Origin of the sequence: Mycobacterium sp. (genome assembly GCF_025965855.1) — a bacterium.
In the GTDB taxonomy this organism is placed as follows: Bacteria; Actinomycetota; Actinomycetes; order Mycobacteriales; family Mycobacteriaceae; genus Mycobacterium.
On sequence record NZ_JAOPWB010000241.1, the window covers coordinates 1 to 20,514 of the forward strand.

Genomic DNA, 20,514 nt, shown 5'->3' on the forward strand with positions numbered 1-20,514 from the left:
GGTCGCAACTTCCAGGTGATCTACGAGCAGGCCAACTCCCACGGCCAGAAGGTGCAGACCGCGGGCAGCAACATGTCCAGCACCGACAGCGCCGTCGGGTCCAGCTGGGCCTAACTCGCAACTTCAGGCGCGGCAGCACACCACATATCGGTGTGCTGCCGCGTCCTGCGGTTTCCGTGAACTTCGACCACTTCGACCTCCGAGGCTATTGATGGACCAACAGAGCACCCGCACCGACATCACCGTCAACGTCGACGGCTTCTGGATGCTTCAGGCGCTGCTCGACATTCGACACGTCGCGCCGGAATTGCGGTGCCGGCCGTTCGTGTCCACTGATTCGAGCGACTGGCTCAACGAACACCCCGGAATGGCGGTGATGCGTGAGCAGGGCATCGTCGTCGGCGACGAGGTGCAGGAACAGGTTGCCGCTCGAATGCGGGTCCTCGCCGCGCCCGACCTCGAAGTCGTCGCCCTGCTGTCGCGGGGCAAGCTGCTGTACGGCGTGGTTGACGACGAGAACCAGCCGCCCGGTTCGCGCGACATCCCCGACAACGAGTTCCGCGTGGTGCTGGCCCGCCGCGGCCAGCACTGGGTGTCGGCCGTGCGGGTGGGCAGCGACATCACCGTCGATGACGTCGCCGTCGCGGACAGCGCCTCGATCGCGTCGTTGGTGATCGACGGCCTGGAGTCGATCCACCACGCGGAGCCTGCGGCCATCAACGCGGTCAACGTGCCGCTGGAGGAGATGCTGGAAGCAACGAAGTCCTGGCAGGACTCCGGCTTCAACGTCTTTTCCGGCGGGGATCTGCGGCGGATGGGCATCAGTGCCGCGACGGTTGCCGCGCTGGGTCAGGCGCTGTCGGATCCCGCGGCCGAGGTGGCGGTGTACGCGCGCCAGTACCGGGACGACGCCAAGGGCCCCAGCGCCTCGGTCCTGTCGCTGAAGGACGGTTCGGGTGGCCGCATCGCGCTCTACCAGCAGGCGCGCACCGCGGGTTCGGGCGAGGCGTGGCTGGCGATCTGCCCGGCAACCCCCCAGCTGGTGCAGGTGGGCGTCAAGACCGTGTTGGACACTCTGCCGTACGGCGAGTGGAAAACGCACCGAAGGGTTTGACATACGCGTGAAACATAAACTTCACCAACGCTTTTGCAGACAACATGCGGTTGGGATGCGAAGACGGCATACTTCTCTAGAATCATCAGCAAATCTTCAAAGCAGTGTCACCACAACTCCTTAGCACACAAGGCGAGGCAGATGAAATCCGAATTGGTCGAGCTGTACCTCTCAGGGGGCCGCAGCGCCTCGGCGAGTGAAACGTCCGGGGCCCGCGCGCGCCTGGCGACACAGGGTTACACATTCACAATGGCAGGGGGTGCAGGGCGATGACCGCAGTAGGCGTAGCTGATGCCCTACAGGCAGACATCGAGGGAATCTCACAACCTCGGGCGGTAGTCGTCGGCGTCATGGCCGGTGAGGGCGTCCAAATCGGCGTTCTGCTGGATGCCAACGCCCCCGTCTCGGTGATGAGCGACGCGCTGTTGAAGGTGGTCAACAGCCGGCTCCGGGAACTAGGCGAGACCCCGCTGGAGGCCACCGGCCGCGGCAGGTGGGCGCTGTGCCTCGTCGACGGCACGCCCTTGCGGGCCACGCAATCGCTGACCGAGCAAGACATCTACGACGGCGACCGGCTGTGGATCCGATTCCTGCCGGACACCGAGCACCGATCGCAAGTCATCGAGCACATCTCCACCGCGGTTTCGGCAAACCTGAGCAAGCGGTTCGCCGCGATCGACCCGATCGTCGCGGTCCAGGTCGGCGCGTCGATGGTCGGGATCGGCGTGACCGCGGCGGCGGGTCTGCTGGGCTGGTGGCGTTGGCACCACAATTCCTGGCTGCCCACGGTCTACTCCGCGATCATCGCCGCGCTCGTGTTGTCGGTGGCCATCCTGCTGGCGATGCGGGCGAAGACACACTCAGAGCGTCTGGTCGCCGACATCATGCTGTTGAGCGGCCTCGCGCCACTCGCAGTGGCCGCGGCGTCGGCCCCGCCGGGCGGCGTCGGCGCGCCGTCCGCGGTGTTGGGCTTCGGCGTGCTCGCGATTTCGGCGGCGCTCACCCTGCGCTTCACCGGTCGCCGGCTGGCCATATACACCGCGCTCGTGACGATCAGTGGCGTGGCGGCGATCGCCAGCCTGGCGCGCATGGTCGCAAATACCAGCCCGGTCACCAACTTCGCCTGCGTGGTGCTGGTCTGCGTGCTCACCTACCAGGCCGCACCGTCCCTATCCCGTCGGTTGGCCGGCATTCGGCTGCCCGTCTTCCCGTCGGCCACCAGCCGGTGGGTGTTCGAGGCGCGACCGGATCTGCCTACCACCGTGGTGCGCGCCGACGGCGGTGCCCCGGTCTTGGAGGGGCCCGCGTCGGTCCGCGACGTGGTGCTGCAGGCCGAGCGCGCCCGATCGTTCTTGTCCGGCCTGCTGTTGGGGCTCGGCGTGCTGATGGTGGTGTCGCTCACCGCGCTGTCGGATCCGCACACCTTCCAACGCTGGCTGCCGCTCTTACTGGCGGGCTTCGCCGCCGGCTTCCTGATGCTCCGCGGCCGCTCATACGTGGACCGCTGGCAGGCGATCAGCCTGGCCGTGACGTCTGTGCTCATCGTCGCCTCGATCGTGGTGCGGTACGCGCTCGTGTTGCAGTCGCCGCTGGCGGTGTCGATCAGCGTGGCGATTCTGGTTCTGCTGCCCGCGGCGGGCATGACGGCCGCGGCGGTGGTGCCCAACACCATCTACAGCCCGCTGTTCCGCAAGTTCGTGGAATACATCGAATACCTGTGCCTGATGCCGATCTTCCCGTTGGCATTGTGGCTGATGAATGTCTATGCGGCGATCCGTTACCGCTAGCGGCAAGGTGTGGCGCGGTCGCGCATCCCGTGCGACCGTCGCCGCGCTCCTGCTCACCTCAGGCGCATTAGCGGGCCTGCCTCCCGCGTACGCGATTTCGCCTCCGACGGTTGATCCGGCCGCGGTGCCGCCCGACGGCCCGCCCGGGCCCCCGGCGCCGATGAAGCAGAACTCCTACTGCACCGAGGTCGGCGTGCTGCCCGGAACCGATTTCCGGTTGCAGCCGAAATACATGGACATGCTGAACTTGCAGGAGGCATGGCAATTCGGCCGTGGCGCCGGGCAGAAGGTCGCCGTCATCGACACCGGTGTAAGCCCGCACGCCAGGTTTCCGCACCTGCTTCCCGGCGGCGACTACATCATGTCGGGCGACGGACTCTCGGACTGCGACGCGCACGGAACCATCGTGGCGTCGGTGATCGGCGCGGCCCCGGCCAGCGGCGCGGCGACGCCGCCCGCGGCACCGCGCAAGCCGGTCACCATTCCCACCACCGAGCCGCCTCCGAAAGCGCCACCGCCACAGACGGTGACGTTGTCGCCGCTACCGCAGACCGTGACAATGGTTCCCGCGCCACCCCCGTCGGAGACGCCGCCACCGGGACCGTTTGGGGCACCGCCGGCGCAGCCGGCACCTCCAGCCGGACCCGCTCCCGGTCCGGCTCAGGCTCCGGCCCCTGGTGGCCCGGCTCAGGCTCCGGCCCCTGGTGGCCCGGGCCAGGCGCCGGCGGCCGGCCACGGCGCGGGCACGGTGACGATACCGAGCTACTCCGGCGGTCGACAGGTGATCGGCATCGATAACCCGGGCGGCCCTCGTCCGCTCGACCCGCCGAAGCCGCCCCCACCGCCGGCACCGCCGCGCGCGCAGGCCCCCGACGCCTACAGCGGCATCGCCCCGGACGTGGACATCCTCGCGATCCGCCAATCCAGCCAGGCCTTCGGACTCAAGGACGCCTACACCGGTGACGAGGACCCGCAGACGCGGGCGAAGATCGACGACGTCGAGACCATGGCGCGGGCGATCGTGCACGCCGCGAACCTGGGCGCCACGGTGATCAACATCTCCGACGTGACCTGCATGAGCTCGCGCAACATGATCGACCAGCGCACGCTGGGCGCCGCGGTCCGCTACGCGGCGGTCGACAAGAACGTCGTCATCGTGGCGGCGGCCGGCGACACCAGCAAGAAGGACTGCAAACAGAACCCGGCCTTCGATCCCATGCAGCCCAAGGATCCCCGCGACTGGAGCGGTGTGGGCACCGTCGTCACGCCGTCCTGGTTCAGCGACTACGTCCTGACGGTCGGCGCGGTCGACACCGATGGGCGCCCGCTCATCCAAGGGAGTCAGGGGCAGGCGTCAACGAGCGTCGCCGGACCGTGGGTGGGAATCGCCGCGCCGGCGACCGACATCATCGGGCTCTCGCCCCGGGACGACGGTTTGATCAACGCCATCGATGGCCCGGACAACACGCTGCTGGTTCCGGCCGGCACCAGTTTCTCGACCGCGATCGTGTCCGGGGTGGCCGCCCTCGTCCGCGCCAAGTACCCCCAGCTATCGGCATATCAGGTCATCAACCGGTTGGAACGCACCGCCCGGGCGCCCGCGCGCGGGGTGGACAACCAGGTCGGCTACGGTGTCGTCGATCCGGTGGCGGCGTTGACGTGGGATGTACCCGAGGGTCCAGCAAAGCCGCCGCAGCAACTGTCGGCGCCGCTGAACATCCCTAAACCGGCCCCCCACCGGGATATGGTGCCAGTATGGGTGGCAGCCGGAGGGTTGACCGCGGCTTTACTGATCGGCGGCGCCGTGTTCGGTATAGCGGTCTTCATCAAGCGAACACGGAAGCAGCAATGAGGTCGGAGCAGCAATAGCAATGAAGGCTCAGCGAAGTTTCGGATTGTCTTTGTCGTGGCCGCGGGTCACCGCGGTGTTTCTTGTCGACATCCTGATCCTGTTGGTGGCCAGTCACTGCCCGGCCTCGTGGCAGGGCGACCACCACATCGCGTTTTGGGTTGGGGTCGGCCTCGCCACGCTGGTCACGCTGCTGTCGCTGGTCACCCACCACGGCCTCACCGTGACCTCCGGCCTGGCCACCTGGCTGTGGGACTGGTCCGCCGATCCGGGCACCGCGCTGACGGCGGGATGCACGCCGGCGGTTGACCACCAGCGCCGGTTCGGGCGCGACCGGGTCGGCGTACGCCAGTACGACGGCCACCTGGTGACCGTGATCGCGGTGGACGGCGGGGAGGACGACGCCTCTGGGCGCCACCGGCACCGGAACACGGCGGCCATCCTGCCGGTGCACGCGGTAGCCGAGGGCTTGCGCCAGTTCGATATCCACCTCGACGGCATCGACATCGTCTCGATGAAGGTGCGCCGCGGCGGCCCTGAAGTCAGAGCCGCCGAGAAGTCCAAGCTGGACGACTGGGGGCCCGAAGAGTGGGGGCTGGTGAGCGACCAACCCACCTCCTATGTCCGCCGCACCTGGCTGGTGCTACGGATGAACCCGCAGCGCAACGTCGCCGCCGTGGCGGCCCGCGACTCGCTCGCATCGACCTTGGTGGCGGCCACCGAGCGGCTCGCCCAAGATCTCGATGGGCAAAGTTGTGTGGCCAGGCCGTTGACCGCCGACGAGCTCGCCGAGGTCGACAGCGCCGTGCTGGCCGATCTGGAACCGACCTGGAGTCGCCCCGGATGGCGGCACCTCAAGCACTTCAACGGGTTCGCCGCCAGTTTCTGGTTGACACCGTCGGACATCACCACCGAGACCTTGGAAGAACTGTTGCTGCCCGAAGTGGGCGCCGCCGTCCTCACGATTCGGCTCCGCACCAGCTCCGTCCGGCCGCAGCTGTCGGCCTGGGTGCGCTACCACAGCGAGCGCCGGCTTCCCAGGAACGTATCGTCGGGACTCAACCGGCTCACCGGCCGCCAACTGGCGGCGGTGCGTGCCAGCCTGCCCGCCCCGGCGGCCCGCCCGCTCTTAATCGTCCCCAGCCGTCCGTTGCTCGACGACGATGATCTGGTGCTGTCGGTCGGTCAGGTGCGGGAGAGCGCAGCGAGCGTGCCTGCGGCGCAATGACGCGCTCGCAATCCACCGCCGAAGACGCCCGTAATGCAATGGTCGCCGGGCTCTTGGCATCGGGAATCTCGGTCAACGGGTTACAGCCCAGCCACAACCCGCAGGTGGCTGCGCAGATGTTCAACACGGCCACCACGCTTGACCCGGCGATGTGCGATAGCTGGCTGGCGCGGATGCTGGCCGGTGAGCAGAGCCTCGAGGTGCTCGCCGGCGCGTGGGCGGCGGTCAGGACGTTCGGTTGGGAAACCCGCCGGCTCGGAGTCACGGATCTGCAGTTTCGGCCCGAGGTCTCCGACGGGTTGTTTCTGCGCCTGGCCGTCACCAGTGTGGAGTCGCTGGCGTGCGCTTACGCGGCCGCTCTCGCCGAGGCCAAACGCTACGAGGAAGCCGCGAAACTGCTCGACGGCGTCGAGCCCCGGCATCCTTTCGATGAGGAAGTGGTCAACTACGTGCGGGGCGTGCTGTACTTCCGCACCGGGCGCTGGCCCGACGTGCTCGCCCAATTTCCCGAGGGAAAGACCTGGCGGCACCCCGAACTGAAGGCCGCGGGCGCGGCGATGGCGACCACCGCGCTGGCCTCGCTGGGAGTGTTCGAGGAGGCCTTCCGGCGCGGCCAGGACGCCGTCGAGGGGGACCGGGTGCCGGGGGCGGCCAACATCGCCCTGTACACCCAGGGTATGTGCCTGCGGCACGTCGGCCGCGAGGACGAGGCCGTCGAGCTGTTGCGCCGGGTGTACTCGCGGGATCCGAAGTTCGCCCCGGCCCGAGAAGCCCTGGACAATCCCAACTATCGGCTGATACTGACCGATCCGGAGACGATCGAGGCCCGCACCGACCCGTGGGACCCCGACAGCGCGCCGACGCGCGCGCAGACGGAGGCCGCCCGCCACGCCGAAGAGGCCGCCAAGTATCTGGCCGAAGGGGACGCAGAGCTCAACGCGATGCTGGGCATGGAACGGGCCAAGCGGGAAATCAAGCTCATCAAGTCGACCACCAAGGTGAACTTGGCCCGGCAAAAGATGGGGCTCCCGGTGCCGGTGACGTCACGCCACACCTTGCTGCTGGGGCCGCCCGGGACCGGCAAGACGTCGGTAGCGCGGGCCTTCACCAAGCAGCTGTGCGGGCTCACCGTGTTGCGCAAGCCGCTGGTGGTGGAGACGAGCCGCACCAAGCTGTTGGGGCGGTACATGGCCGACGCCGAGAAGAACAGCGAGGAGATGCTCGAGGGAGCGTTGGGCGGAGCGGTCTTCTTCGACGAGATGCACACCCTGCACGAGAGCGGCTACCACCAGGGTGACCCCTACGGCAACGCGATCATCAACACGCTGCTGCTGTACATGGAAAACCATCGCGACGAGCTGGTCGTGTTCGGCGCGGGTTACGCCAAGGCCATGGACAAGATGCTCGAGATGAATCAAGGTCTGCGGCGGCGTTTTTCGACCGTGATCGAGTTCTTCAGCTACACCCCGGATGAGCTTGTTGCGCTCACCAAACTCATGGGGCGGGAGAACGAGGACGTCATCACCGACGAGGCGGCCGAGGCGTTGTTGCCGGCGTACACGAAGTTCTACCTCGACGAGAGCTACTCGGAAGACGGGGATTTAATTCGCGGTATCGATACGCTCGGCAACGCCGGCTTCGTCCGCAATGTCGTGGAGAAGGCCCGCGACCACCGGAGTTTCCGGCTGGACGACGAAGACCTCGACGCGGTGCTGTCCAGCGATCTCACCGACTTCAGCGAGGCCCAACTCCTCCGATTCAAACAGTTGACCTCCGAGGACCTGGCCGAGGGGATCCGGACGGCGGTCGCCGAGAAGAAGACGACGTAGTAGAGCTTCTGCGCAGCCTCACCAGCTAACGGCCGCAATTATTTTCGGCGGATTCGGGGCAACTCTCAAATCCCGCCGCGGGCCCTTGCGGTCCGGCGAATTCTATGAGCTTTCTATTAATTGCCAATGACGACGCGGTTCGCGTTGCCGGGTCTTGGCCCCGGTGCCAACATGATCCTGAATGCTCATCGCCGAGCGCAGTTTCCCCGCGGAAAAGGTCTTGAGAAGGGGATTTAGGTTTATCGTCGCAAGACGCCCGGGATCAGGCGGCTTTTGCCCACGTACGGGGTTCGCTCAACTCGCTGCGGTCGTCGCGACGAGCTGGGCGCCCGCGCCCGGTAAATTTCGCCGGAGGGGCTCGTCCCGATTCGGGCAACCATGGCGCACTCCCGTGAGCGCCTCAGGTCACGACGGGAGGTGGGCGCACTGGCCGGATTGACAGTGAATGCAGGAAAACACTGACCGTTTCATTCCGATCCGGTCGCGGCGCACTTGCCGTCGTTTGAATCGGCAGCACCCGACGTACCTCGGCGGCCACACGCCCGTGGCTGGGTCGGACTATCCGTATTCAAGGAGAAGTCCGATGTCTTTCTTTGTGACACAACGGGAATCACTGGCCGAATCGGCCCGGATGACCGCCCACACCGCGGCCATCCAGGCCGCCAACACTGCAGCGGCCGGTTAAGGGAGGTGTTGGCAATGGATTTCGGAGCGCTACCACCGGAAGTCAACTCCACGCGCATATATGCCGGACCGGGCTCCGCGCCGATGATGGCTGCCGCGACGGCCTGGGCCGCGCTGGCCGCGGAGCTGGGTTCGACCGCGGCCTCATACGACTCGGTGATCTCGGAGCTGACCAGCGAAGGGTGGATGGGGCCGGCCTCCGCGTCGATGGGCGCCGCGGCGACGCCCTATGTGCAATGGATGAGCAGCACCGGGGCGCTTGCCCAGCAGGCTTCCGCTCAGGCGGCGGCTGCGGCGGGAGCCTATGAGGCCGCGTTCGCCATGACGGTGCCCCCGGCGGAAGTGGCTGCCAACCGCGCTCTGCTCAGCGGGCTTGTCGCGACCAATTTCCTTGGGCAAAACACGGCGGCGATCGCGGCCACGGAAGCCCAGTACGGCGAAATGTGGGCCCAGGATGCGGCGGCAATGTACGGCTATGCCGGTAGCTCGGCGGCCGCCTCGACGCTGACGTCGTTCGAGGAACCGGCGGAGACCACCGATCCGGCGGGGCCGGCCGGCCAGGCCTCAGCGGTCGCGCAAGCCACGGGCACGGCCACGGGCACCGGGACCCAGACGATGGATCAGATGCTGTCCGCGATACCGACTGCACTGCAAGGACTCTCGTCACCCGTCTCGGCCGCCGCGAACCCCGCGGCGACCATCCCGGGGGTCGGAATCCTGGATTCCATCCTGAATTTTCTCGACGGGGCGGACGGGAACGCGATCGGGACCTTCTTGAACTCCTCGCTGGTCAACGGATTCGTTTCGGCCGGCTACGTGAGCCCGGCCATCATCGAACCCGCCGTCACCGGTGGGATGGCCGACATCAACGCGGTCTCAGTTGCCGCGGCGCCAACGTCCACGGCACTGCCGCCGATGGGCGCCGGCTCCGGCAACCCGACGTGGACACCCCTGCTGACGCCCGGGGCCGCCGGCGCGGCGGGCACGGACCTGAGCGGAGCGATTTCGGCTGGCACCAACCAGGCGGCATTGGTCGGGCGATTGTCCGTGCCGCAGGGCTGGACGGCGGCCGCGCAGGTGGCGAACCCGGCGGGGGCGACGTTCGCCGGAGGTGGGTGGACCAACGCCGTCGGCCCGGGCGCCGGCGCGGTGGGGGCCGGCCCGGGAGCGATGCCGGGTATGCCGGGCATGCCCGCCGCCACGGCGGGAGGTGGCTACGGCCACGGCCCGCGCTACGGGTTCCGCGTGACCGTGATGCCACGGCCACCGGCCGCGGGGTGACGGGAGAACGGACGCTCCCGCGCGGTCGCGAGCCGGCCGGGCGGGGCGCGCCGAAAAGTGAATTGTTGCAAGCGTTTGGCAGTTGGCTTGACTGACCTACTACCGCGGTGCCACGATGGCCTCTGCAAGCACCTCGCTAGGTGAGGCGTCTGCACGGATACAGGCCACTGACCTCGAACGTCGAGAGACGCCCAGGGTCAGGACAGCTCCTCCCGGATTAAGGGTTGAGCCCAAGTGGCTTCCGGCTCCGATCGAGCCCGATACGCCGTGTGGTGCCGAAGCTTTGACGAGAGGGGTGCGGTCTCAGGGTCTTCAGACCTGGGCGCTTCTCCCCGTGTGCAAGGAATGGCATCCCCGTGTGCCCAGGCTGTGAGGAGGTGAGAGCGAAATGAGTCCCGACGATAGTCCGTATTCCAGATCGACCGTTTCGTTTCGATCCGACCCCGGCCCCTTTCTGACAGTCTGAACGGCTCGCCCCGGCAGACGCCTCGCGCTCATGTCCGCTTCGCGGGCTCCGCATAGCGGATCGCGGCTGTGGAATGCGCGGAAATTGGCCAGAACTGGGTTCGGTCTCTTTCCGTGAGGAGTAGTCCAATGTCGTTTGTCAATGCGCGTCCGGAAGCGCTGGCCGGTGCAGCCGGCGACTTGGATGGTGTTGCAATCGCGCCGGCCGCGCAGAATCTGGCCGCGGCGGGGGCGACGACCGGGTTGTCACCGGCCGCCGCCGACGAGGTATCGGCCTTGGCCACAACACAATTCAGCGTCTACGCCGCCGTATACCAGGCGGCGGGCGCACAGGCGGCGACCGTTCACGAGCTGTTTATCGCGACCTTGGGCGCGAGCGCCGGCTCGTATGCGGCCACCGAGGTAGCGGACACGATCGCGGCAAGTTAGGGGAGGAGGCTGACGATGACCGCTGCACTGGATTTCGCAATGCTTCCCCCGGAAGTGAACTCCGGCCGGATGTACTCCGGAGTGGGCTCGGGCCCGATGCTGGCCGCCGCGTCGGCGTGGCATGGACTGGCCGACGAATTGCGTTCCACCGCACTGTCTTACGGCTCGGTGCTTTCGGCGCTGACCGGTGAAGAATGGCACGGCCCGGCGTCGACGGCGATGGCGACCGCGGCGGCGCCGTACGCGGTCTGGTTGGGTACGACGGCCGAGCAGGCCGAGCAGACCGCCGCACAGGCCCAGGCCGCCGCGGCGGCCTACGAGGCCGCGTTCGCCGAGACGGTGCCCCCGCCGGTGATCGCGGCCAACCGCGCCCAGCTTTCGGCGCTGATCGCCACCAACATCGTGGGTCAAAACACCCCGGCGATCGCGGCCACCGAGGCCCAGTACGCCGAAATGTGGGCCCAGGATGCCGCCGCGATGTATGGCTACGCGGCCTCCGCGGCGGTCGCCACCCAGCTGAGCCAGTTCACCGAGCCGCAGCAGACCACCAGCCCCAGCGGGCTGAGCGCCCAGTCCGCCGCGGTGACCCAGGCCGTCGCCACCCCGGCCGGGAGTCAGCAGAGCACGCTGTCGCAGCTGATTTCCGCGCTGCCCACCACGCTGCAGGGCCTGTCCTCGCCGGTGTCGTCGCCGACGCCTGCGTCAGAGATCGTGGGGCTGCTGACCGGGTCGGGGTCGGGATCTTCCACGCTCGACAACCTTTGGGCCGAGTGGGGACCCAACGCCAATATCTGGAACACCGCCTTCTCGTCCGGGTTCTACATGCCCAGTAACACACTGGCTCCATTCCTGAGCCTGCTGGGCCAGGGGAGCGCGGCCGGCGATGCGGTCGACGCGGCGGGCCAGGCTGCCAGCGGGGCGCTCGGTGAGGAAGTCGCAGGCCCCGCCGTCGGGGGCGTAGGCGATGCGGTGTCGGCCGGCCTCGGGCACGCGCCAATGATCGGCGGGGTTTCGGTGCCGCCGAGCTGGACCGCGCCCGTGCCGCTGGCCGGCCCGCTGGCCTCGTCGCTCGGAGGCACGCCGATGGTCCCGCCGCCGGCCATGGCGGCCGGCATGCCGGGGATGCCGATCGGCGCCACGGGTGCACAACCCTATGGGCGTGCCGTGCCGCAGTACGGCTTCCGTCCTACCTTCGTCGCGCGCCCTCCGGCGGCCGGATAGAAGTCGGGCACCGTACGCACCTCACAAGCGATGCCTGCGCGGATTGAGCTTTCCGCAACCTCGCGAACACGCTGCTCGGCCACCGCGGCTCGACTGGTTCGCTGCGGTTAGCACCGCGAACACGCCGAATCACCCTCACAGAAAATCCCCAGCAGCCAATCAGCATTAGCGCAATTACCAATGCGTACGCTAGGTGAAATTCAGGGAGCACCAGGTGACTACTAACTGTCAACTCGGCGACGTCGACGCCCGTGGCGCCCTCGTCCGCGCCGAGGCCACGTCGATCCAAGCCGAGCTCCCGGCCTCATTGACGACGTCCTCACGGCCTACGAGCAGGCCAACATGGCCAGCACCGACAGCGCCGTCGGCTGCGGCTGGGCTTAATCGCAGCTCACACGAATTGCGGTGGATTTACACGCCAACCCGCACAATACAGGCCAGTGAATTTTATTACTCTTAAGCGCTATGACGGTCTGGAATACAAAGCCGCAATTGTTTAGCAAACGTGCAATAACAGAGCCGGATCGGCGCGTCAAGTAACGAGCATTACTAGCGCATTGTAGACGGCGGGTGGCGCCGATCGGCGGATAAACTGCGCTCAAAAGATCTCAAATTAGAATCCATTCCTGACCGGTTGCTGGTAACCGTCTACCAGTATGCTGGACAAGGTCTTCAGCCCAGAGAAATGTTAGCTGATGAGCAGCATTCTCACAGGCTCAGTGGCGTCGTGACACTTATCGTTTACCCTACTATTACACACCGGGAACGCGGCCTGAATACGTTTCAATCACGATGATCGCTACATTGGCAGCGGCGCCTGAATGCTGGGCGGACCGCCGTCCGTGACACATTTTGGCTAGGGGAATGGGGACCTGTTGTCTTCACATGTGTTGCCGCAACGCGTGAATTCCACCGCGGATTCCATGGATTCCATTAGAGCTGCCCCGCGGTTGCGGACGCGGCTGGAAAGCGGCGCTTACCATGGCGGCCACTTAGGGGACCGGAGGAAGTAGATGTTCGATTTCGGGGCGCTACCACCGGAGATCAACTCCGGGCGGATGTATGTCGGCGCGGGGTCGGGGCCGATGCTGGCAGCCGCTGCGGCCTGGGACGAGTTGGCGACGGAGCTGCAGTCAACGGCGGCCTCCTATGGCTCCGCGATCGAGAGCCTCGCGGCCGGGCCATGGACGGGGCCATCCTCGATCGCGATGGCGTCCGCGGCGGCACCGTACGTGGCGTGGATGAGCGCGACGGGCGTTCAGGCCGAGGAGGCGGCCAGCCAGGCCAAAATCGCCGCCGGCGCCTACGAGACGGCCTTTGCCGCCACGGTGCCGCCGCCGGTGATCGCCGCCAACCGCGCCCTGCTCATGGCGTTGATCGCCACCAACTTCCTGGGCCAGAACACCCCGGCCATCGCGGCCACCGAAGCCCATTACGCGGAGATGTGGGCCCAGGACGCCGCCGCCATGTACGCCTACGCGGCCTCGTCGGCGACCGCGTCCCAGCTGACGTCGTTTACCGAACCGCCGCAGACCACCAATACCGCCGCAGCGCCGGCGCAGGCGGCCGCCGTTTCCCAGGCCAGCGGCACGGGCGCCTCGAACATCGGCACCCAACTGTCCCAGCTCATCAACTCGCTGCCGACGGCCCTGCAAAGCCTCGGGAGTGGCCTCCTGAATTCGCCGACAACGGGGTCGACCAACCTGTTGTCCGGGCTCGCCCTGCCGCAATTGGTCAACCTGCCGTCGACGTCGTCCTGGCCGGCGGGTCTCGGAACCGACCTGGCGAACTGGAACACCATCTGGTCGACCCTCACCGGGCCGTTCTCGCTGCAGGGATTCTCGTCGATACCCGGCGGCCCCTTCCTGTCGTTCGGGCAGGCATACGCCTGGGGTCAGAACGGGCAGGGGGCCGCCGCCTATCTGTCGGGCCCGAAAGCAATCGCTGGGGCGTTGGCGCCACTGACGCAAGGCGCCAGCGCCGTGAAGCCGATGCTCAGCTCCGCTGTCGGTGCATCGGGCGCGATGGGCAAGGCGGCCCTGGTCGGCAGCATGTCGGTGCCGCAAGGCTGGACGGAGGCCGCTCCGGCGATCAGAACGCTCGCCCAGGTGCTACCCACCAACCTGGCGGCCGCGCCGGCCGCCTCGCTCGCCGGCGAGGAAGGCGTCTTCAGCCAGATGGCGCTGTCAAGCCTGGCGGGACGCGCCGTCGGTGCCGCCGCGTTCCAGTCCGCGGGCGGCGGCGGCGCCGCGGCAGCCTCGCTGGGCGGGGTCGTCGCCGACCCGGCCGCGGCCACCATCATCGTCATTCCGGCACTGGAGGACTGACGGCGATGACAGGCATCAGCTCAGCACAGTCCACCGGGGCGCCGACCAGGCAAGGGGTATAGACGATGTTTTACGCAGCTTTTCCGCCCGAGTTGAACTCGGGAAGGATGTACGCCGGCCCCGGATCGGGGTCGCTGCGGGAGGCCGCCGCGGCCTGGGATGGGCTGGCCAGCGAACTGCAGTCCACCGTGTCGTCGTATTCGTCGGTGATCGACAGCCTGACCATCGGGTCGTGGGTCGGCCCGTCATCGGTCAGCATGGCCGCCGCGGTCACGCCGTATCTGGCCTGGATGCAGGGCACCGCCGCGCAGGCCGCCGAGGCCGCCACCCAGGCCACCGCGGCGGCCACCGCGTACGAGACGGCATTCGCCGCGCACGTGCCGCCGGCGGAGATCGCGACCAACCGCAGCCAACTGGCGCAACTGGTGGCGACCAACGTCTTCGGGCAGAACACCCCGGCGATCGCGGCAACCGAGATCCAGTACGCCGAGATGTGGGCCCAAGACGCCGTGGCAATGGACAGTTACGCGGGCTCGTCCGCGGCCGCCTCCCACGTCACGCCATTCACCGAGGCGCCGCAGATCACCAACGCGGGCGGGTTGGCCGGCCAGGCGGCCGCGTTGACCCAAGCCGCCGGCACCTCGGCCGGCAGTGCGCAGTCAATCGTGTCGTCGCTGTCGTCATCGTTGACAGCGGCGGGCGGGCCGTTGTCAGCACTGCTGCAGATCGGCGCGAACCTCAGCACCTCTTACAACACCACCGTCACCGGCCTGCTGAACAGCCTGTTCGGGCCGACCGGGGCATCGACGTTCACGGCCCTCTATTCGGCGGTAAAGGTTCCACTCGGCTTTAGCACGCAGTTCAACGACATCGGGCTGCTGACGAACTTTCCCGTGTCGCAAGTCCTCAAGTTCGCCCCGTCCCCGGGATACGCCGAGCTCCCGAAAGACGCGCTGGGAGCCGGGCTTGGGGCGCCGAATTGGGGGCGGGGCTGGCTGACCAGCTCGGTCTCGGCGGGCATGGGTAACGCCGGCACGCTGGTCGGGAAGCTGTCGGTCCCGCCGAGCTGGGCCACCGCCACCCCGGCCATCAGGACGGTAGCCGCCGCGCTGTCGGCCGCCGGGCCCGATGCGGTACCGGCGGCCGCGCTCGGCGAGGGCGGGCTGCTCAGTTCGATGTCGGTGGCGGGGATGCTCGGCAGCGCCTTCGGCGCCGGGGCCCCCAGCGCGGTGAGCCGCACCGGCGTCCGCGGCCGCGTCAAACCCATCAAGGACCTCAAAGACGCCCACTCGCCGGAAAACCTCAAGCGCCTGGTGGCGCAGATATCCGAGCAGCCCGAAAGCGTTCAGCACCACAACGTCGATCAACAAGGCCTTGACGCCCTGCTCGAGCAGCTGTCGAAGAAGCCGGGCATTCACGCGGTGCACCTGAGAAAGGGCGACAAGCCACAAGTCGTGCCGTCCGATGTGCAGTTGGGCTAGGGCGCAACGAAATTGGGAGAGTGACGAATGATGAGACTGCTACTGGCGATCGCCGGAGTCGCGGCGACGATCGGCCTCGCCGTGCCCGCCCACGCCGATCCGCCCCCGCCGCCACAGGGTGACGACGCGGGCTTCCTCGCCGCCCTGCACCAACTCAGCATTAGCTACGCCAGTCCGGATGCGGCCGTCGCGTCCGCCAAAGCGGTGTGTACGTGCTTGAACAACGGCGAAACGGGCCTCGAGCTCGTGCACGACGTGAAAACCCACAACCCCGGCATGGACATGGAGAACGCATCCAATTTCGCCATGGTCGCCGCGAAATTCTATTGCCCGCACCAGCTTTCGAAGGCCTAGCGCTGGGTTGCGCACTGGTTGACTCCCGTGCTACGCGGCGGTTTCGCCGATGTGGCCATAAGGCGACCGGATCGGGCGCGGTCCACTTGCCGTTTACCTAGGCGTGGTTGGCTGCCGCCGACCGGTGCCGCGCCGGTGCTCGGCGTCGCCCCGGTGGGGGAAGGAAGGCGGTGTCATGCAGACGTTGAGCGTCGCCGATTTCGCCCTCCGACTAGGCGTCGGGGTGGGCTGTGGCGCCCTGATCGGGCTGGAGCGGCAGTGGCGGGCCCGGATGGCCGGGTTGCGCACCAACGCGCTGGTGGCCGGGGGTGCGACCCTGTTCGTGCTGTACGCGGCCGTCACCGAGGACAGCAGCCCCACCCGGGTCGCGTCCTATGTGGTGTCCGGGATCGGGTTCCTCGGCGGAGGGGTAATTCTGCGCGAGGGGTTCAACGTTCGGGGCCTCAACACAGCCGCGACGCTGTGGTGCTCGGCGGCCGTGGGCGTGCTGGCCGCTTCGGGCCATCTGGTGTTCACCGCGATCGCCACGGGAACCGTGATCGCCATCCACCTGCTCGGGCGCCCGCTCGGGCGGGTGATCGACCGCGACAACGCCGTCGAAGAAGACGAAGGCCTGCAGCCCTACCTGGTGCAGGTGGTCTGTCGCCCGAAATCCGAAAAGTACGCCCGCGCCCACATCGTCCAGCACGCCGGCGGCAACGACATCACGCTGCGCGGCATCCACACCGGGCATGCCGCCGACGACGAGCTCACCCTGACCGCGCACCTGCTGATGGACGGCCACACACCGGCCAAGCTGGAGCGGTTGGTCGCGGAACTCTCGCTGCAACCGGGGGTTCGGGCGGTGCAGTGGTATGCCGGCGACACAGCGCAGACGGACTGACCCGGCCGAGAGCGGTCACGGGCGGGCCTGCAGGTCCGGCGCGGCGGCGGCCAGCAGGTCGGCGCGGCTGCCGGTCAGCGGGGGATAGATGCGCCGGGTATTGATGGTCTGTTTGGTCGCCTTAGCCTCCCCGCCGATCGAAACCACCACCCGATCCCAGCCTTCGGTGTAGACCGCTCCCGCTGGGCCGAGATCGAGAACCGTGACATACCAAGGGATTCGAAGAGCCAGCATCGGCTCATCGAACAGGTCGCTGATCACGTTGTAGCCGGCGTAGCGGCCCATCGGGCGCCCGTGTTGACACGACATCACCGACAGGTGCTCGTCGTCCATGCGCGCGGCCGCCACGTCACCCGCGGCGAAAACCCCGGGCACGGCCACCACCCGCAGGTAGTCGTCGACCTGTACCCGGCCCAGTCGGTCGCGCGGCACCTGGAGCTGCTCGGTCAGCGAGCTGGCCCGCATGCCCGCGCACCACACCACGGTGGCCGCCGGTAGTTGCTCACCCGACGACAGCGTCACGCCGCGGTCTGTGACCTCCGCGACGCCCGCGCCCGTTCTGGCCTCGATGCCGTTGTCCGACAGGGCCCGTTCGATCACCGGACGCGCCGAGGCGCCCATGTCCGAGCCCACCATGGGATTGCGGTCGACAAGAATCACCCGAGGGGCAAGGCCTCGCCGAGAGAACAAGGCGTGCAGCCGCATTGGAAACTCGCTGGCCGTCTCGATGCCGGTGAGTCCGGCACCGACCACGACGACCGTGGCCGCCGCCGGTGTCGGCGGATCGTCGGCAAGCTTTAGCAGGTGCCGCTCCAGCGCAACGGCGCCGTCGTAGGTGTCGACGTCGAAGCCGAACTCCCGCAGCCCCGGGATGGCGGGCCTGACGACGCGACTGCCCGACGCCAGCACCAGTCGGTCGTAGCCGTACGTGCCACCGCTCGACGTGGTGACGGTGCGGGCGACGGCGTCGATGGCGGTCACCTCGGCGGCGACGTGCGCAACTCCGACGGGTTCGAGCAGGTCCGCGAGCCGGATGCGGCAGGCGTTCAGGTCGGCTTCGTAGTTGCGTACCCGGATGTCGTGGAAGGGTTTCGCGCTCACCACGGTGATATCGACCGTGCCCGCCGGCACGGCGAGCTCGTCCAGTCGCCGGGCGGCGCCGAGCGCGGCCCACAAACCCGCGAACCCCGAGCCGACTACCACCACCGCGGTCAAGTGCTCAACACCTCATCGATCTGGGCCGTCCCACCGCATTCGCCGATGGTCGTAATCTATCTGTGTGAATGCTGTCACTGGGTTCTGGTCCGCGCTGCCCCCCGAGATGCGCGACCCGGTGCTGTTTGCCATTCCGTTTTTCCTGCTGCTGTTGACCCTCGAATGGACCGCGGCCCGCAAGCTGCGACACATCGAGGCCTCCCAGACCGATGCGGTGCGGCCCGGGTCCGGCGCCTATCTCACCCGTGACTCGGTGGCAAGCATCTCGATGGGGCTGGTTTCGGTGGCCACGACGGCCGGCTGGAAGGCCCTGGCCCTGTTCGGTTATGCCGCGATCTACGCCTACCTGGCGCCGTGGCACCTTTCGGTGGCTCGGTGGTACACCTGGGTCATCGCTATCGTCGGCGTCGACCTGCTGTATTACGCCTACCACCGCATCGCTCACCGGGTCCGGCTGATCTGGGCGACGCACCAGGCCCACCACTCCAGCGAGTATTACAACTTCGCCACGGCGCTACGCCAGAAGTGGAACAACAGCGGCGAGATCCTGATGTGGATTCCCTTGCCGCTCTTGGGGCTTCCGCCCTGGATGGTGTTTTTCAGTTGGTCACTGAACCTGATTTACCAGTTCTGGATCCACACCGAGCGCATCGACAACCTGCCGCGGCCGGTCGAATTCGTCTTCAACACCCCCTCGCACCACCGGGTGCACCACGGGGTGGACAAGGTGTATCTGGATAAGAACTACGGCGGCATCCTCATCATTTGGGACCGGCTGTTCGGCAGCTTCCAGCCCGAGCTGTTCCGCCCCCATTACGGCCTCACCAAGCGGGTCGACACGTTCAACATCTGGAATCTGCAGACTCGCGAATACGTCGCCATCGCCCGCGACTGGCGATCGGCGAGCCGGCTGCGTGACCGGCTGGGCTACGTCTTCGGGCCGCCGGGTTGGGAGCCGCGCGTCGCGGGCCGGTCCGCCGGCGCCGTCCCGCTGGTCACGCCGGGGTAACGCCAGCGCCGTCAGGTGCGAAAAGATCAGCGAGGGGTGAGATCAAGCCGTAACGTCACCCTTCGGGTCGGCATTTCCCCTGGACGGATCGGAGCCATCATGCGCCGCCTGGCACTGCACGCATTCGCCGCGTCGGCGTGCGTCGTGGCACTCGCACCTTCGCTGCCGCCCGTGCCGGCCAAAGCGGACCCCCCAGTGGTGTTTCCGGGCATGGAAATCCACCAGGACAGTCGCCTCTGCACCTTGGGCTACGTCGACCCGGCCCTGAAAATCGCGTTCACCGCGGGGCACTGCCGGGGCAGCGGAGTCGTTTACGACCGCGAGCACAACGTCATCGGCCGTCTCGCCACGTTTCGCGACAGCACGCCCAGCGGCACCACCGTGGCGACGGACCAGGTGATCTCCGACTACGAGGCGATCGTGCTGGACAGCAGCGTCACGGCCAACGACGTGCTGCCGGGCGGGCGTCCACTGGAATCCAACCCATCCGTGGCGCTTCAGCCCGGCCAAGCGGTCTGCCATTTCGGCGTTGTCACGGGTGAGACCTGCGGCACCGTGGAGAGCGTCAACAACGGCTGGTTCACCATGTCGCACGGCGTCCAGAGCCAGAGGGGCGATTCCGGGGGGCCGGTGTACCTGGCGCCCAACGGCGGCCCGGGCGAGATCGTCGGAATCTTCAATAGCGTATGGGGCGATCTACCCGCCGCGGTGTCGTGGCGGGCCACCTCGGACCAGGTCCGCCAGGATCTCGGGGCGCCGACCAATCCCAGGTGATGCCCCTTAGCCGGGGGGTGCGAGCGCGAACACCGGGATCGTCGGCGCACCGGCTAGCAGCTGTTCATCGGTGGAATCCGGCGTCAACCCGCCGACATAGTCCTTGACCTGCCAGTACCAGCGCGCCAAGTAACGGCGCAGCAGTTCTGGCTTGGCCGCATCGTCCACCTCGCTGACGCGAGCGAGTCGGCGGCGCCAGCGTGGGCCCACCTCGACGACGCCCGCGGCCCTCACGTTGCGGGCCCACTGCGTGTTGCCGCGCGGTGAGACGAGGTAGTCCACGCCGTCGACCGTGAGCAGGTTGATCACCACCGCGCGCGCTTTTCCGCTCTTGCGGCCACGAACGCGCAGCGCGCGGGTCCCGGCGATGCTGATGCCCAGCTCGGCGAGCCAGCGGATCACCGCGTTGGCGGCGCGGGCCACCCGATTCGGTTCTTCGTAGCGCGTGGCCATGGTGCGTCCTTAAGTTCGTAGGTGCAGTTACTTCGTGTTGTTACGTTGCGCTGTGACCCGGGTGGGTCGGGTGAGGCTGCATGTGTGTTGCCGGCCCCGGTGGTGCGGCTTGAGAGGACTGGCCGCCCGGC

The 20,514-nt window shown here is 67.6% G+C and carries 16 protein-coding genes, 2 pseudogenes and 1 riboswitch; of the genes and pseudogenes, 16 read left to right on the forward strand and 2 right to left on the reverse strand.

The genetic code is table 11. The features are described 5' to 3' along the window. The 14 genes and pseudogenes from JWP83_RS20610 to JWP83_RS20675 all read left to right on the forward strand — a co-directional run. A pseudogene (locus tag JWP83_RS20610) lies at positions 1-114 on the forward strand (type VII secretion protein EsxI); the annotation flags it as partial. A 97-nt stretch (positions 115-211) separates the two neighbouring features. Then, positions 212-1,114: an ESX secretion-associated protein EspG gene (locus tag JWP83_RS20615; RefSeq protein ID WP_297733935.1), complete on the forward strand. Its 903-nt coding sequence runs from the start codon at positions 212-214 to the stop codon at positions 1,112-1,114. A 269-nt stretch (positions 1,115-1,383) separates the two neighbouring features. Continuing rightward, positions 1,384-2,901: a type VII secretion integral membrane protein EccD gene (gene eccD, locus JWP83_RS20620; RefSeq protein ID WP_297733938.1), complete on the forward strand. Its 1,518-nt coding sequence runs from the start codon at positions 1,384-1,386 to the stop codon at positions 2,899-2,901. Next, complete coding sequence (locus JWP83_RS20625) at positions 2,879-4,753, forward strand: S8 family serine peptidase (RefSeq protein WP_297733941.1); 1,875 nt, start codon at positions 2,879-2,881, stop codon at positions 4,751-4,753. Before eccD ends, JWP83_RS20625 begins: the two co-directional genes overlap by 23 nt. 19 nt (positions 4,754-4,772) lie before the next feature. Continuing rightward, a complete protein-coding gene (gene eccE / locus JWP83_RS20630; protein ID WP_297733944.1) occupies positions 4,773-5,978 on the forward strand; it encodes a type VII secretion protein EccE in 1,206 nt (401 codons plus the stop codon). Continuing rightward, positions 5,975-7,807, forward strand: coding sequence for a type VII secretion AAA-ATPase EccA (eccA, locus tag JWP83_RS20635; RefSeq protein WP_297733947.1), 1,833 nt, complete (start codon positions 5,975-5,977; stop codon positions 7,805-7,807). The genes eccE and eccA overlap by 4 nt, the downstream gene beginning before the upstream one ends. A gap of 699 nt (positions 7,808-8,506) precedes the next feature. Continuing rightward, positions 8,507-9,772 (forward strand): PPE family protein, encoded by a 1,266-nt coding sequence (locus JWP83_RS20640; protein WP_297733951.1) that lies wholly within the window; start codon positions 8,507-8,509, stop codon positions 9,770-9,772. A gap of 125 nt (positions 9,773-9,897) precedes the next feature. After that, a riboswitch (M-box (ykoK) riboswitch) is annotated at positions 9,898-10,074 on the forward strand. A gap of 292 nt (positions 10,075-10,366) precedes the next feature. Further along, a complete protein-coding gene (locus JWP83_RS20645) occupies positions 10,367-10,666 on the forward strand; it encodes a PE family protein (RefSeq protein WP_297733953.1) in 300 nt (99 codons plus the stop codon). Between the two features lie 15 nt (positions 10,667-10,681). After that, a complete protein-coding gene (locus JWP83_RS20650; protein WP_297733956.1) occupies positions 10,682-11,887 on the forward strand; it encodes a PPE family protein in 1,206 nt (401 codons plus the stop codon). Between the two features lie 214 nt (positions 11,888-12,101). Beyond that, positions 12,102-12,271 (forward strand): annotated as a pseudogene (locus JWP83_RS20655) (hypothetical protein). Positions 12,272-12,900: 629 nt separating this feature from the next. Beyond that, positions 12,901-14,214 carry a PPE family protein gene (locus tag JWP83_RS20660; protein WP_297733959.1) on the forward strand — a complete coding sequence of 438 codons (1,314 nt, stop codon included), beginning with the start codon at positions 12,901-12,903 and terminating at the stop codon, positions 14,212-14,214. A gap of 65 nt (positions 14,215-14,279) precedes the next feature. Continuing rightward, on the forward strand, positions 14,280-15,695 hold the full coding sequence (locus JWP83_RS20665) for a PPE family protein (RefSeq protein WP_297733962.1): 1,416 nt from the start codon (positions 14,280-14,282) through the stop codon (positions 15,693-15,695). A 27-nt stretch (positions 15,696-15,722) separates the two neighbouring features. Continuing rightward, complete coding sequence (locus JWP83_RS20670) at positions 15,723-16,049, forward strand: DUF732 domain-containing protein (protein WP_297733965.1); 327 nt, start codon at positions 15,723-15,725, stop codon at positions 16,047-16,049. Between the two features lie 175 nt (positions 16,050-16,224). After that, positions 16,225-16,932: an MgtC/SapB family protein gene (locus JWP83_RS20675; RefSeq protein WP_297733968.1), complete on the forward strand. Its 708-nt coding sequence runs from the start codon at positions 16,225-16,227 to the stop codon at positions 16,930-16,932. A gap of 15 nt (positions 16,933-16,947) precedes the next feature. Here the strand turns inward: JWP83_RS20675 and JWP83_RS20680 are convergent, their stop codons facing one another. Further along, a complete protein-coding gene (locus tag JWP83_RS20680) occupies positions 16,948-18,147 on the reverse strand; it encodes an FAD-dependent oxidoreductase (protein ID WP_297733971.1) in 1,200 nt (399 codons plus the stop codon). A 64-nt stretch (positions 18,148-18,211) separates the two neighbouring features. Between JWP83_RS20680 and JWP83_RS20685 the strand changes: the two genes are divergently transcribed. Together JWP83_RS20685 and JWP83_RS20690 are read left to right on the forward strand one after the other, a co-directional pair. Further along, positions 18,212-19,156 carry a sterol desaturase family protein gene (locus JWP83_RS20685; protein ID WP_297733974.1) on the forward strand — a complete coding sequence of 315 codons (945 nt, stop codon included), beginning with the start codon at positions 18,212-18,214 and terminating at the stop codon, positions 19,154-19,156. A 99-nt stretch (positions 19,157-19,255) separates the two neighbouring features. Beyond that, positions 19,256-19,930: a hypothetical protein gene (locus JWP83_RS20690; RefSeq protein WP_297733977.1), complete on the forward strand. Its 675-nt coding sequence runs from the start codon at positions 19,256-19,258 to the stop codon at positions 19,928-19,930. 6 nt (positions 19,931-19,936) lie between these two features. On the opposite strand, the gene JWP83_RS20695 is transcribed toward JWP83_RS20690, so the two are convergent. After that, positions 19,937-20,383 carry a nitroreductase/quinone reductase family protein gene (locus tag JWP83_RS20695; protein WP_297733980.1) on the reverse strand — a complete coding sequence of 149 codons (447 nt, stop codon included), beginning with the start codon at positions 20,381-20,383 and terminating at the stop codon, positions 19,937-19,939. Positions 20,384-20,514 lie beyond the last annotated feature (131 nt).

Excerpts from the sequence above, each read along its gene's own strand:
- JWP83_RS20615 (WP_297733935.1), top strand. The coding sequence starts at position 212 with ATGGACCAACAGAGCACCCGCACCGACATCACCGTCAACGTCGACGGC.
- eccD (WP_297733938.1), top strand. The coding sequence starts at position 1,384 with ATGACCGCAGTAGGCGTAGCTGATGCCCTACAGGCAGACATCGAGGGA.
- JWP83_RS20625 (WP_297733941.1), top strand. The coding sequence starts at position 2,879 with ATGCGGCGATCCGTTACCGCTAGCGGCAAGGTGTGGCGCGGTCGCGCA.
- eccE (WP_297733944.1), top strand. The coding sequence starts at position 4,773 with ATGAAGGCTCAGCGAAGTTTCGGATTGTCTTTGTCGTGGCCGCGGGTC.
- eccA (WP_297733947.1), top strand. The coding sequence starts at position 5,975 with ATGACGCGCTCGCAATCCACCGCCGAAGACGCCCGTAATGCAATGGTC.
- JWP83_RS20640 (WP_297733951.1), top strand. The coding sequence starts at position 8,507 with ATGGATTTCGGAGCGCTACCACCGGAAGTCAACTCCACGCGCATATAT.
- JWP83_RS20645 (WP_297733953.1), top strand. The coding sequence starts at position 10,367 with ATGTCGTTTGTCAATGCGCGTCCGGAAGCGCTGGCCGGTGCAGCCGGC.
- JWP83_RS20650 (WP_297733956.1), top strand. The coding sequence starts at position 10,682 with ATGACCGCTGCACTGGATTTCGCAATGCTTCCCCCGGAAGTGAACTCC.
- JWP83_RS20660 (WP_297733959.1), top strand. The coding sequence starts at position 12,901 with ATGTTCGATTTCGGGGCGCTACCACCGGAGATCAACTCCGGGCGGATG.
- JWP83_RS20665 (WP_297733962.1), top strand. The coding sequence starts at position 14,280 with ATGTTTTACGCAGCTTTTCCGCCCGAGTTGAACTCGGGAAGGATGTAC.
- JWP83_RS20670 (WP_297733965.1), top strand. The coding sequence starts at position 15,723 with ATGATGAGACTGCTACTGGCGATCGCCGGAGTCGCGGCGACGATCGGC.
- JWP83_RS20675 (WP_297733968.1), top strand. The coding sequence starts at position 16,225 with ATGCAGACGTTGAGCGTCGCCGATTTCGCCCTCCGACTAGGCGTCGGG.
- JWP83_RS20690 (WP_297733977.1), top strand. The coding sequence starts at position 19,256 with ATGCGCCGCCTGGCACTGCACGCATTCGCCGCGTCGGCGTGCGTCGTG.
- JWP83_RS20695 (WP_297733980.1), bottom strand. The coding sequence starts at position 20,383 with ATGGCCACGCGCTACGAAGAACCGAATCGGGTGGCCCGCGCCGCCAAC.